General features: G+C 36.1%; 3 protein-coding genes. All 3 read left to right on the forward strand.

Annotated features, from left to right (window positions below):
• The first annotated feature begins 9 nt into the window (after window positions 1–9).
• The 3 genes from Q0845_RS19150 to Q0845_RS19160 all read left to right on the forward strand — a co-directional run bounded on the left by Q0845_RS19150 (window position 10) and on the right by Q0845_RS19160 (window position 16,106).
• Complete coding sequence (locus Q0845_RS19150) at window positions 10–7,293, forward strand: non-ribosomal peptide synthetase (protein ID WP_298516663.1); 7,284 nt, start codon at window positions 10–12, stop codon at window positions 7,291–7,293.
• 11 nt (window positions 7,294–7,304) lie between these two features.
• Window positions 7,305–8,894 (forward strand): MBL fold metallo-hydrolase, encoded by a 1,590-nt coding sequence (locus Q0845_RS19155; protein ID WP_298516666.1) that lies wholly within the window; start codon window positions 7,305–7,307, stop codon window positions 8,892–8,894.
• 117 nt (window positions 8,895–9,011) lie between these two features.
• Window positions 9,012–16,106, forward strand: coding sequence for a non-ribosomal peptide synthetase (locus Q0845_RS19160; protein ID WP_298516668.1), 7,095 nt, complete (start codon window positions 9,012–9,014; stop codon window positions 16,104–16,106).
• Window positions 16,107–16,111: the final 5 nt, after the last annotated feature.

Here is a 16,111-nt window from a genome sequence, read left to right on the forward strand (position 1 = left end):
CACTTTCAATTGCCAGAGAGTGATCATTTGGTATTTATCGCACATCACTTAATCATTGATGGTGTTTCATGGCGAATTTTACTAGAAGATTTCACCAATGTGTATAGCAGTTTTGTAGCAGGTGAAAAGATTCAATTACCAGCAAAAACGACTTCATACAAAGCTTGGGCCAAAGAACAACAAGCATATGTGGATAGCGGACAGCTTGAAGCAGAGCAGAAATATTGGTCTTCTGTATGCGAACTTCCAAGTAGTAGTTATTTACCAGAAACACTGGCTACAATAACTCAAATACAACTAGATTCAACGACCGATTTTGCACTTACAGCTTCACAAACAGAAAAGCTGCAAAGCTCAATCCATGTTGGATACAATACAAATGTAAACGATATCTTGCTGAGTAGTTTATCATTGAGTTTAGACGAAGTATTTTCCATAGATCGTTGTTTGATAGAACTCGAAGGACACGGACGCGAAGAATTAACAAGCGCAATAGATTTAAGTAGAACCGTAGGTTGGTTTACAAGTTTATATCCTTTTGAATTACAATCTAAAGGTACAAATGTTGACACCTTAATTACAACCAAAGAAGGACTCAGAAACATACCAAACCGCGGAATCGGCTATAGTATGTTGCAATACTTATCTGAGGATTTTAAAACTGGATATCGACCATTATTACTGTTCAATTACTTAGGAGATTTTGGTTCAGGCGTAGAAAGTACCGAAACAACAACTACTGAAGCATCTACGAGTTTTGAATATGGAAGTTATGACGTTGGAAATGATCGTTCTAAAAACAATATCAGTCATGTCGGATTAGAAGTCACGGGCATCATTGTTTCAGGAGAATTATCAATCAGTATTCGTTACAGTCAAGCACATTATACCACGAATCAGATTAAGCAATTAGAACAATCTTATAAAAAACATTTACAACAATATATACAAACACTATCCGACAAAAAAGAAGCCAGTTTAACACCAAGTGATCTTAGCTATTCAGCAGTTAGCATAGAAGAATTATCACAGCTAACAACAGAAACCGCAATTGCAGATATCTATGAATTATCACCGTTGCAAGAAGGAATGTATTATCATTGGCTGTCAAGCGAGCTGAACGAATTGTATTTCGAACAAATGTCGTATAGTGTTAATTCGCTAGAGATTCCAATTCCATATGTAAAAGCAGCCTATAATGAACTGATCGCTCGTTATGAAGTCTTAAGAACAGGCTTTAGAAATGATATTGGCGGAACTCCATTGCAGATTGTTCACAAGGATGTACAAGGAGATTTTCGTTATTATGAAGCCGCTAGCAGTGAGATCAGCATAGAGGAATTAAAGCAACAAGATCGAAAAGAAGGTTTTGACTTAAGTGCTTCCTCACTGATGCGTTTACAAATCTACAAAACTGAAAAAGGAAGCTATGAATTCTTGTGGAGTCACCATCATATCTTAATCGATGGTTGGTGTATGAGTATTTTGATCAATGATTTTTACGAACTCATTCGCTCAAAAGTATCTGGAAAACCAGCCGATTTACCAAAAGTGCTTCCATATTCTCGCTACATCAATTGGCTTAGAGGAATAGACAAACAAAGCTCGCTGAACTATTGGAACAATATCTTATCAGGATACGAAGGCATCACACGTTTGCCAATGGACAAGCAAGCGGTATCAGAGGAATATCAACAATCACATATAGATTTAGAGATTTCTCAGGAAATATACACTTCATTAAAAGCGGTTTGTGCAGAATACGGATTCACACAAAATACACTCATACAAGGAGTTTGGAGTTATTTACTCTCACGTTATACACAACGTAACGATGTGGTATATGGTTCTGTAGTTTCTGGTCGTCCATCTGATTTAGAAGGTGTGGAAACCATGGTTGGACTGTTTATCAATACGATTCCAGTACGAGTGGAATTGAACGAAGAAGACACCGTTACAAGTGTACTCAAACGCATTCAAGAAGGTACCATTAGCAGCAACGGACATCATTATTTGAATCTATCAGAAATACAATCGTTTACCAAAACAGGTCGTCATTTGATAGATCACATTTTAATGTTTGGAAACTATTTGGTGGAAGAATCACGTGTGTCAGAAGTCGCTTCAGCAGAAGAAAGCGATACTGTAGAGATGGAAGTGAGTTCGTTTGAATCGTATGAAAGAACGAATTACAATTTCTACATTCAAGTTGCTCCAGATGCATCTTTAAGCTTCCGTTTTGTATACAACGAAGCCCTATACAGCACTGAATACATTCAGCGATTATCAGAGAACTTCAATACGTTGTTAACATCGTTTGTCACAAAACCAGAAGCACAATTAAGCAAATTAGCGTATGTATCTCCAGAAGAAGAATCATTATTGCTAAACACATATGCAAGTGATGATACGAATTACACAACTGAAGGCACAATTTTAGATCGTTTTGAGGAAATAGCAACACAGTATCCAACTCATACCGCAGTTGTATTTGAAGGAGAAACACTGAGTTATCAAGAATTAGACGAACAATCAAATCAATTAGCACATTATTTACGATCAGAACACAATATTGGCACAGAAGATTTAGTAGGAATTCTATTAGACAGAAGTCAATGGATGATCGTGTCCATCTTGGGAATCCTAAAAACAGGCGCGGCTTATGTTCCTATTGATCCAAATTATCCGGAAGCGCGTAAGGAATATATTTTAGAAGAAACAAAAGCCAAACTCTTGATTACGAGTACGGACTATATGTTTGACATTTATTATTTTGAAGAAACCATTTTTGCGATTGATGTCGAAATAGATTTCCTTGAAATGTCTCCTCAAAAACTAGATGTACACATTGCGGAAGAAAGTTTGGCATACATACTCTATACTTCAGGATCTACAGGGAAACCTAAAGGCGGAATGATTACGCACAAAGCTGCACTCAATACAGCATTGGCAGAGAAAGAAACCTTTCAAATTAGCGAAAAAGAACGTTGTTTACAGTTTGCTTCGTTCTCTTTTGATGCGTCCGTTTGGGAAAGCTTTTTAGCATTACTTTCTGGTGCTTCGTTATACATTACGACTGAAGATGTCCGAAAAAATCCAGAGCGATTACTTTCTTATATGCTCGAAAATGAAATTACGGTCGCCACATTGCCGCCATCGTATTTACGATTAATCGAAGTAAGCAAACTCAGAACATTAAACATTTTAATTACCGCGGGAGAACAAATCAATTACGAAGATATTGCAGGATTTGAAACTATTGGAACCTATTACAATGCCTATGGATTAACAGAAACGAGTATTTGCTCTTCCATTCATAAAGTAGCTGTTGAAGCGTATCAGCAAACTGGACCAATTTCTATTGGAAATCCAATTCGAAACATGTCATATTATGTATTGCAAGATGATATTTTGTGTCCAATTGGTGTTGCAGGAGAATTGTGCATAAGCGGAATTGGTTTGGCAAAAGGCTATCATAATAACGAACAATTGACCGCAGAAAAATTTGTAGAAAATCCTTTTGTAGCTGGCGAACGCATGTATAAAACGGGCGATTTGGTACGATGGCTTTCTGATGGAACGATTGAATTTTTAGGTAGAATTGACGATCAAGTGAAATTGCGTGGATATCGAATTGAATTAGGCGCCATTGAAAACAGTTTGATCAATCACAAAGAGATTCGCGAAAGTGTTGTATTGGTTCGAGAATTAGCAGGACAACAAGAATTGATTGGTTATTATGTGTCTGATAATGAATTAGAAACAGCTGAATTGCGTTCGCATGTTGGAACAAACTTACCACAATACATGTTGCCGTCATATTTTGTGCATTTAAAACAAATGCCATTAACCGCAAATGGTAAAATAGCGAAAAAGGAATTGCCAAATCCGGAAATAATAACATCAAGTGAAACAGCATCTTTCCGAGCTGCTGAAACAGATCTGGAAAAACAAGTGGTTGCTATTTGGGAAGAAATTCTAGGCAGAGAACATATTGGCTTGGATGATGATTTCTTTGTTTTGGGCGGACATAGTTTACGTGCGACTCGCTTATTAAATAAATACCACAAAGAATTTGAAATACGTTTAGAATTGAGCGATTTATTTTCAGCAACGACGGTTGCTTCACAAGTCGAATTGCTGTCTTCATCTGCAAATGAAAGCTATGAGGAAATTCCAGAATTGGAAGCACAAGAAGACTATGCAGTATCGTCAGGTCAGCATCGTTTGTGGATATTAAGTCAATTCAAAGAAGGTTCGTTGGCGTACCACATGCCAAGTTTTGTATATCTGGAAGGAAATCATAATGTTGTAAACTTTCAAAAAGCAGTACATGCGGTTGTTGAACGACATGAAATACTACGAACGGTATTCAAACAACAATCTTCAGGAGAAGTTCGTCAGCGCATCATTCCAAAAGAAAACTACAACTTTACAATCGATGTAGAAGATTTTAGCAGTCATGAAAACAGTGAAACAGCTTTTGAAAACTACAGAAAACAAGATGCCCAACTCGCTTTTGACCTAGAAAATGGTCCTTTATTTAGATGTAGTTTGATTCAACTATCAGACAAACACTATGCATTTTATTACAACCTGCATCATATCATCAGTGATGGTTGGTCAATGGATGTGCTTCGAAATGATGTCATGAAATACTATCAACAGTATCAACAAGGATTGGCAACAAATCTAGAACCATTACGCATTCAATACAAAGATTACAGTCAATGGCAATTACAGCAAAGTGAATCTGAAATACAAAAATCAGCTCAAAGCTATTGGAAAGAAAAATATCAAGGTGAACTTCCTATATTGAATTTGCCAGTCACCAAATTACGTCCAAAAGTAAAAACATACAATGGACGAGTATTAGAATCGATCATTTCAAATGATACATATAATGCCGTACAAAACTTTGTTTCAGAACACGGCGGAAGTACGTTTATGGTGCTTTTATCAAGTTGGCAAGCTATATTTTACCGTTATTCTGGTTTAAGAGATCAAATTATAGGAACGCCAACTTCTGGGCGAATGCACAAAGAATTGGAGAATCAAATCGGGTTCTATATCAATACCTTGGCATTACGAAATACACTGGAAGAAGGCGACACATATGTTACATTTTATGAACGTGTTACACAAAATACACTCGAAAGTTTTAACCATCAGGCGTATCCTTTTGATCGTTTAGTGGAAGATTTAGCGCTGAATTATGATACGAGTCGTAGCGCTTTGTTTGATGTATTACTTACGTTGAATCAGGTAGATGAAGCTTCTGAAGAAATAGAAAATACAGAAACGATCATAGAAGCAGGACAAACGATGACAAAGTTTGATATTGAAATTTCATTTCATGAAACGGAAGGTCAATTGTCATACGTGTTTATCTACAATGAAGATGTATACGATAAAGTAGTAATGAAGCAACTCATGAAGCATTATGAGGAATTATTATCTAAGATAGTTGTCGATTCAGTCACCAATATTGATCATATAACATACCTAAATAATGCCGAAAAAGAAGCGTTCGTAGAAAATATAGTTTCTCTAGAAACAGAAGATAATTTACTGTCTAATTTTCAAGCGAATGTTGCAAAAACTCCTGAAAATATAGCTGTAATTTTTGACGAAATCACGCTGACGTATCAAGAATTGGATCGACTGTCGAATCAATTTGCACACTATCTAATCAATACATATCAAGTTGCTTCAGAAGAATTAATTGCATTGAAATTAGAGCGAACCGAATGGATGATCATTTCCATATTAGGAGTTTTAAAATCAGGAGCTGCGTATGTGCCGATTGATCCAAACTATCCGCAAGAGCGAATTACATACATAGAAGCAGATATCAATTGCAAAGTTAGCATCGATGAAGCAGAATTGACCAAGTTTAGAGAAAATCAACACACATATGCCCAAACAGCAGTACCAGTAAGTATTGCAGCAAACAATTTGGCATATGTCATTTATACGTCAGGATCTACCGGGAAACCAAAAGGCGTGATGATTGCGCATAAAAACGCCGTAAGCATGCTACAATGGGCACAAAAGGAATTTGCAAAAACTGCTTTTGACGTCATGTATTATGTGACTTCCTATTGTTTTGATTTGTCTATTTACGAAATGTTTTATCCGTTAAGCACAGGGAAAAGCATTCGTATGTTAGAAAATGGATTGGAAATTCCAAACTATCTAGAAACAGACAAAAACATCGCAATTAATACGGTTCCAAGCGTGATTGAAACCTTGATTTCACAACAAGTAAATTGGGAAAACGTAGTTACCATAAATATGGCAGGCGAACCAATTCCACAACATGTTTCAAATGCTTTACCTTTTGATCGTATTGAAGTTAGAAATCTATACGGACCTTCGGAAGATACGACGTATAGTAGTTGTTATCGTATAGAAAAAACATTTGATTTTGATGCAATTCCTATCGGGAAACCAATTGATCAAACACACTTTTACATTCTATCAGAAGAAATGCAATTGCAACCCGATTATGTAGAAGGAGAATTGTATATAGAAGGTGCGGGACTTGCCAAAGGATACCTAAACAAAGAAGCATTAACCCAAGAAAGATTCATTCCAAATCCATTCAAAAGAGGAACACTTTTATACAAAACGGGAGATATTGTAAGACGTTTACAAGATGGTAATATTGTGTACAGAAGACGCTCTGATCATCAAATAAAATTGAGAGGTTACCGAATTGAATTGGGAGAAATAGAACAAGTAATTCAGAAGTTTTCGGCCATAAATCAAGTGGTTACGGTAGTGAAGCAACTCAATAATGAACCAAGTTTAACGGCTTATATTACTTCAGATGATACTATTGACAAAGCGCTCTTGCGAAGTTTTATTTCGGAAAGACTGCCAGAATATATGGTACCATCTTTCTACATGCAATTGGATGAATTGCCAAGAAACGCCAATGGAAAAATTGATCGAAAAAATCTTCCAGAAATTGACGATTCTGCAATTGTGAGAAATGTGTACGTTGCTCCAGAAAGTGAAGTACAGAAAAAACTTGTGACACTTTGGGAAGAACTCTTAGCAGTAGACAAGATTGGTATTGAAGATGATTTCTTTGAATTGGGTGGAAATAGTATCAAAGCAATGCAGTTAATCACCAATGTACAAGAACTTTTTCAAGTAACTATTGATATTGCAAATGTATTCCTCAATCCAAACATTACGCAATTGGCCACTGAAATTGAGAAATCATTATGGTATCAAGACTCTTTTGATGAAGATGAAATTATAGACTCAGAAATAATATAAAAAAACATAAAATGGAAGTATATTTAAAATTAAACGTTGTATTAGAAGCCTTAATTGATCGATGGTATGCCTGGTCACACTTGGTATCGCCAGCTACGGCAGCCATGAATATCAAAGACCGACATTTAAAAATAATGCAGTCGTACATCAGAAACCCAAAAATACATGCAGCAGCGGTTAAAAAACCTGAAATGTTAGGCGGACCTTTTATTGATTATGATGGCGGACGTGTAGAAGAAATCAAAGCGCTATTTGAGGAAACCAAAGAAAAAAGAGCACCAATGCTTGAACTTTGTGAAGCAATTAGTCAACTGAATACTACCTTGCAAACCGAAGCTACAGGGTTTTCATTAAATGCTTTATATGACAAAGTACCAGAACCACTCAAAGGATATGTAGAATTGTATTATGACTTAAATAATCATCCAAATTTCAGGTTCTTTGAAAGTTTATTATACCAAAGTGAATATTATGATGAAAGTACACAATCTGTGTCTTTACAGTTGATTGATGCAGATGATTCTCGCTCGTTTGTATTAAGCACACCAAGATTGGATGATGAAGATATGATTCATTTAAACATTCCTTTTAAGGAAAACGTGATTGAAGAACTCTTTAAAATGAAGCGAATTGCAGGTTCGTATGAAACTATCAAGGAAAAACTCAACATTCCAGCGGATAAAGAAGAACTATTCAAAAGCTTTTTTACGACAGAAGCACCTAAAAAATATGAACCGTATACAGGAAACGGAATTCGCACACGTTATTTTGGACATGCCTGCGTATTGGTAGAAACGAATGAAGTATCGATCTTAGTAGATCCTGTAATTAGTTATGACGGTTACGAATCGGATGTGAACAGATATACCATCAACGATCTTCCTGAAGAAATAGACTATGTATTAATTACGCACAATCATCAAGATCATATTTTGTTGGAAACCTTATTGCAACTGCGACATTCTATCAAAAATATCATTGTTCCTTCTTGCGGAAAAGGAAACTTACAAGATCCAGGACTAAAACTAATGTTTCAAAATATCGGATTCCACAATATTATAGAACTAGATGATATGGAGTCAATTACGTTAGATAAATGTACCATTACAGGATTGCCATTTTTAGGAGAACATTCTGATTTAGATGTACGAAGCAAACTCTGTTATCACATCAAATTACACAATGACTTCCGAGTGTTATTTGCTGCGGATTCGTGTAATGTAGAACCAAGAGTTTACGAACGTGTACAAAAACTGGTAGGAAATGCAGATGTGATATTTTTAGGAATGGAATGTGACGGTGCGCCGTTATCATGGTTGTACGGTCCGTTAATGCCAGAAAAATTACCGCGCGATCAAGACAATTCCAGACGTTTGGCCGGTTGTAATTACGAACAAGCTAGAAAATTCATCAATATCTTCAATCCAAAAGATGTATTTGTATATGCGATGGGACTCGAACCTTGGTTAGAATTCATCAGTTCTTTAAAATATACAGACGAATCACGTCCTATTGTCGAATCAAATCGTTTGCTCGATGATTGCAATCAAAGAGAAATGGTAGCTGAACGATTATTTGGAGAAAAAACAATTGAATACTAATCAATAATTTCTAGGGAGAAACCAAGAAGAATTTACATAAAATAACTAAAAATATTTCTACACAAACGTGGAGTATTACAATCTCGATTATCGAGTTAATTCATCATTAAAGCATACGTGGAAAACATAACAAATATACTTTCTGAATTACAAAAAGAAGATATCAGGCTCAAACTAAAAGGTGATGATATACAGGTGATTGCACTAAAGAAAAAACTAGCGCCAGATACCATTCGCAAAATAAAAGCGAACAAACAAGCATTGATCAATCATCTAAAAAAAGTAGAAGAATCCAAAAAAATATTAAACATTCCGAAGCTTGAAACGCAAGAAAATTATCCACTTTCTCCGGGACAGCAACGTATTTGGATTCTTAGTCAATTTAAAGAAGGAATGTTGGCATACCACATGCCGCAATATGAATATTTATCAGGAGAAATTAACCTTACAAACTTTCGTCGTGCAGTAGCAGCCGTTATTGCGCGTCACGAAATACTAAGAACGGTTTTTAAGCAAGATGAAAATGGTATCGTACGACAGTGGGTTCTTCCCGTAAACGAATGTTCGTGCGAGTTGGGATATATAGATTTTACTACTGAAACATGTCCAGAAAAAGTGTTTGAAACCTACAGGATTATTGAAGCAAATCAGCCATTTAAACTTGAGGAAGGTCCATTATACAGAGGAAGTGTCATTAAACTGTCAGAGTCAAATTTTGTATTCTACTTAAACATACATCACATCATTGGCGATGCGTGGTCGTTAAAAGTACTGCGAGATGAAATTATGAGCTATTACCAACATTATCAATTTGAAACGCCTTTGCAAATAACACCGTTGCGAATTCATTACAAAGACTATAGTGCATGGCAAATTTCATTGCAAGAAACGGAGCGTTACAAATTACATCAAACCTATTGGAAAGAAATTTTTAAAGGTGAAATTCCGGTATTCAATCTTCCCACACGAAAAAAACGTCCAAAACTAAAAACCTACAATGGTACAGGTTGGGAAGCAACAATTCCAACAACATTGCACAACGCGGTTCAAAAATTTACAAAAGAGCAGGGCGGAAGTGCATTCATGGTGTTATTAGCTGCTTGGAATGCCATTTGTTATCGCTACACGTCAGCAAAAGATCAAATTATAGGAACGCCAGTTTCTGGTAGAGTACATAAAGAATTGGAAAATCAAATTGGTTTTTATATCAATACTTTAGCATTGCGAAATACGATTGAAGATACTGATACTTTTCAAACACTATACAAACGCGTCAAAGAAAATACACTAGAAGCATACAATCATCAAGAATATCCTTTTGACAAATTGATTGATGATGTATCGTTAAGTTATGATTCAAGTCGAAGTACCTTATTTGATGTGCTTTTTACGGTGCATCAAGCAGAAGAGGCTTTGCAAACTTCACAAAACACGACGGAAATAGAAGAAATATACTCAATTTCCATAAAGTTTGATGTTGAATTTGCCTTTCATCAAGCAGAAGATCAACTACGTTACTCGTTTTTATATAACGAAGATGTATATGATGCTATCACAATGCGTCAATTAATACAACATTATTTTCAATTTCTTGAAAAAGTATTGGCAACACCTACAGCGGAAATTCGTAAAATTGACTATTTAACGGAAACAGAAAAAATCGTTTTATTAGAAGATTTTAAAGGCGAAGTAGTTTCGTATGATCAATCGGAAACGCTTATTTCGTTATTTCAAAAGCAAGTTGCTAAAACACCGAAAAACACTGCGGTTGTATTCAATGATATTCAACTCACATACGAAGAATTAGATGCTGTATCCAATCAACTAGCACAGTATTTAGTGGAAACGTATCAAATCAAAGCAGACGAATTAATTTCCTTAAAATTAGCGCGTAGTGAATGGATGATTATTACGATTCTGGCAGTATTAAAAACAGGTGGAGCGTATGTGCCTATTGATCCTAACTATCCGCAAGAGCGCATTCAATATATAGAAAACGATACAAATTGTAAGTTGAGTATTGATGCTGCGGAATTGGAACGTTTTAGAGCAGTGCAAGCGAATTATTCGGAAACCTACGCAGGTATTCATCCAAAACCAACCGATTTAGCCTATATCATTTACACTTCGGGATCTACAGGGAAACCGAAAGGAGTAATGATTGAGCATCGTTCTATCAGTAACTATCTGCAATTCAATACAAAAGTCTATGGTTTTAATGCCGATGATGTTACTCTATTGGTGTCTACGTATTGTTTTGACATTTCTCTAAACCAAATATTCAACACAATCCTTACGGGAGGAAAGCTGATTGTTTCAAAATTTGGCTATAATGAATTGAAGGAACTCATACACAAACATCAACTTACTTGGTTAGATGGAACTTCTTCCATGTCCGAATTTATTCCTGCTGAAAAATCATCATTACAAAAAATATTTCTCGGAGGCGAACCTTTAAAAGATACGGTTGTTGAAAAGTTTAAACACCAGCAATTGTACAATGGATACGGACCTACAGAATGTACGGTAACGACTTCCAGAGGAGAAATTCACAAAGGAAAACCCATTACGATTGGAAGTCCTGTACACAATGCGTCGTATTATGTCTTGCAAGATGAAACCTTATGTCCAATTGGTGTTGCAGGAGAATTGCACATTAGTGGAATTGGCTTGGCGCGCGGCTATCATAACAAACCTGAATTGACCGCAGAAAAATTTGTAGACAATCCTTTTGTACCTAGCGAACGTATGTATAAAACGGGCGATTTGGTACGATGGCTTCCAGATGGAACGATTGAATTTTTAGGAAGATTGGACGATCAAGTGAAACTGCGCGGCTATCGCATTGAATTAGGAGCCATAGAAAAGTGTCTCACATCTCATTCAGCGATACGTGAAAGTGTTGTGTTAGTGCGAGAATTGTCTGAGCAGCAAGAATTGATCGGTTATTACGTGTCTGATAATGAAATAGAAGCAGCTGAATTGCGCTCGCATCTAGCTACAAGTTTGCCACAATACATGTTGCCAGCGTATTATGTGCATTTAGAACACATGCCGTTAAATACCAATGGTAAAATTGCAAAGAAAGAACTTCCAAATCCTAAAATTGCAGATGCTAGAGAAGCGGAATCTTTTCGTGCGGCAGAAACGGACTTGGAAAAACAAGTAGTTGCTATTTGGGAAGAAATTTTAGGAAGAGAACATATTGGTTTGGATGATGATTTCTTTGTTTTGGGCGGACATAGCTTACGAGCAACTCGCTTATTAAATAAATATCATAAAGAATTTGAAGTACGCTTAGCATTGAGCGATTTATTTTCGTCAACAACAGTAGCTTCGCAAGTTGCATTGTTGTCTTCATCTGAAAATGAAAGTTATGAGGAAATTCCTGAATTGGAAGCGCAAGAAGACTATGCAGTATCTTCAGGTCAGCATCGTTTGTGGATATTAAGTCAGTTCAAAGAAGGTTCGTTAGCCTATCATATGCCAAGTTTTGTATATCTGGAAGGCGATTATGATATTGAACATTTTCAAAAAGCAGTACACGCGGTTGTAGAACGTCATGAAATACTACGTACGGTATTCAAGCAGCAATCTTCAGGAGAAGTGCGACAACGCATCATTCCAAAAGAAAATTACAATTTTACAATAGGTTTTGAAGACTTTCGCAATCACGCAGACAGTGAAATCGCTTTTGAAAACTACAGAAACGAAGATGCGCAACTCGCTTTTGACTTAGAAAATGGTCCATTATTCAGATGTAGTTTGATGCAACTTTCAGACAAACATTATGCATTCTATTACAATCTACATCATATCATTAGCGATGGTTGGTCTATGGAAGTGCTTAGAAATGATGTCATGAATTACTACCAACATTTCAATCAACAAGCAGCATTAGAGATAAAACCATTGCGAATTCAATACAAAGAATACAGTCAATGGCAGCAAGCACAACAAGCTGAACCATCATTTATAACACAAAAAGAATATTGGATCAGCCAGCTTTCGGGAGAATTACCATTATTAGATTTACCGACAACGAAACTGCGTCCAAAAGTAAAAACATTCAACGGATATGCACTAGGAGCGCAACTTCCAAAAGCACTTTACACGCGCATACAAGACTTTACAGCACAGTACGGCGGAAGTACATTTATGGTACTTTTATCAGGTTGGCAAGCTATTTTTTACCGTTATTCAGGATTGAGAGATCAAATTATTGGAACACCAACTTCTGGACGAATGCATAAAGAATTGGAAAATCAAATTGGATTTTACATCAATACCTTGGCATTGCGAAATACGGTGAAAGAAGACGATACGTACGCTACATTCTACGAACGTATCAAACAAAGTACACTGGAAAGTTTTAGTCATCAAACCTATCCTTTTGATCGTTTGGTGGAAGATTTAAACATACAATATGATACCAGCAGAAGCGCTTTATTTGATGCATTACTCAGTTATGACATTCTCAAAAATGGAGAAGAAGGCATCTCTTTTGGTACTGAAATTCAAGATTTCGGAGCAGCAGTTGTCAATTTTGATATCCGAATAGAAATACAAGATCAAGGAGATGAACTGAATTACAAACTCATCTTCAATCAAGATGTATACGATAAAGCATTAATGCAGCAGTTAATGCAACATTATGCGCAATTGCTCAACGCGCTTTTAACCAATGCAACAACCGCTATTGATACAATTGATTATTTACATGAAGATGAAAAATCAGCCTTATTAGAAGCTACCAGTGAAACGGAATCGTATGATACTTCGCAAACTGTAGTATCCTTATTTGCTTCGCAAGTACAAGCATTTTCAGAAAGAACGGCGCTTGTTCATGAAGGAAAGAGTTTTACGTACAAAGAATTGGACGAACTATCCAATCAGTTTGCGCACTATATAATAGAAACAAATACGATACAAGCGAACGATTTAATTGCGGTAAAATTAGATCATAATGAATGGCTGATTATTGTCATACTAGGAATTTTAAAAGCAGGCGCTGCATATGTGCCAATTGATCCAAACTATCCGCAAGAGCGTATCAATTATATAGAATCAGATACAAATTGCAAGCTAAGTATTGATGCTGATACTTTGGAACAATTCAAAACTCAACAGGAAGCATATCCTGAAACTCAGGTTGGAATTTACCCAAAACCAACCGATTTAGCATATATCATTTACACTTCAGGTTCTACAGGAAAGCCAAAAGGAGTCATGATAGCGCATCAAAACCTAAACCATTTATTCAGCAATGCCACTAAGAAATTGTTTGACTTTACAGAAAAAGATGTTTGGTGTTTATTTCATTCCTATTGTTTTGATTTCTCTGTTTGGGAAATCTTTGGCGCGATACTTTCTGGAGGAAAACTCGTGATTCTACCAAAAGCGCAGCGTGTCGATTATAAAAAACTAACTCAAGTATGCATTCAGGAAGGAGTTACGGTATTCAATCAAACACCAACTTCTTTTCAAGCATTGCAATCTAGTTTCATAGAAAATGCAGCAGCACTTAATATCCGCTATTTAATTTTTGGTGGAGAAAAGTTAGAAAATACTTTATTAAAAACGTGGAAACATCACTTTCCAACATGTCGTACCATAAATATGTATGGAATTACGGAAACTACGGTACACAATACATTTAAAGAACTCACGCTAACAGATGTCAATAGTAATGGAAGTACGATTGGACGATCAATTCCAGGGATTGACATACAAGTATTGGATGCGAACTTTGAACTTGTTCCTTTCGGAATTACAGGAGAAATGTATGTAAGTGGCGCAGGATTGGCAAAAGCATATTTAAACAGACCAGAAATCACAAAAGATCGATTTTTTGAAATATCAATCGGCAACAAAACAAGAAGGTATTACAGAACGGGCGACTTGGCAAAACGACTTCCCAATGGAGAACTTCAATATATTGGACGAATTGACGATCAAGTAAAAATTAGAGGTCATCGCATAGAAGTAGACGAAATTAATGTGGCACTAAATGCGCATAATGCCATCAAAGAATCCATTGTCATAGCACAAAAATCTTCCGTTCACGGCGCTATGGAATTGATAGCGTATTATGTATTGCAACCAAGCATTCAAGAAACGGACACTACCTTGCGTACATATCTTGCAAGTGTATTGCCAGAATATATGCTGCCTACATTTTTTATTCCTTTACAGCAGATGCCGCTGACGGTAAATGGTAAAATTCATAAAAAACAATTGCCAAAACCGAGTTCGGTAGCAATTCCGATTGTTGAAAATAACGAAATTGAAATTTCAGAGACGGGAAGACAAGTGGTGCAACTTTGGGAAGAAATATTACAAAAGAAAAACATTGGCTTGGATGATGATTTCTTTGAAATTGGCGGTTACAGTCTTACTGTGGCTTTAATGCTAAACAGACTCAAAGAAACGCTAGGTATTGAAATGCATATTGTAGATTTTTACGAAGAACCTACGATTGAAAACATTCTAAGTCACGCCGAACAAACGGAAGAAGCACAAGAAAATCATTCACGATTGCTCACCCTAACCAATGGGAATCATCAAAAAAGTATCTACTACTTGCCTTTATCACACGGAATAGGTTTGGTTTTTAAATCTTTGGCAAACTATCTAGGAGATGCATATAACAACTATACATTTCAAAGTTTAGGAATGCATGGCGATGAAGCTGTAGCTGAAACATTCCGAGAAGAAGCTGAGGTATATGCAGATCTTATCATCGAAAATTCACAACATACAGAAGCAATACTATTTGGATTCTCATTTGGAGGATACATAGGATATGAAACCGCAAAAATCTTAGATGAAAAAGGGTTTTCCAATTACAGACTAATCATCTTAGATGTAATTCCAGCATTTGAAAACATCATCGACAAAGACGGCGAATTGAAAAACTTAAAGGAATATGTGAAAGAATTTGGACAAGCTTTTGATCAAGATGTGGTGCAACGAAGCTTACGAATTGCAGAAAACAATTTACACATACTAACTGATAGTTATCAAGTTTCCGGAACCATCAAAAATGAAATCATTTGTGTACAAGCAACTAAGAATACAAAAGTACTCAATATGAACACTTGGGAGCCGTTTACAAAATCGTCTGTAGTTACGTTCCAACTAAGCTGTATACACGGAGAAATGATGGAAGAAGAGCACTTTAAATCACTAAAAAATATTCTTGATTCCTAAGTATA

The sequence above is a fragment of the uncultured Kordia sp. genome (assembly GCF_947489565.1).
Classification (GTDB): domain Bacteria; phylum Bacteroidota; class Bacteroidia; order Flavobacteriales; family Flavobacteriaceae; genus Kordia.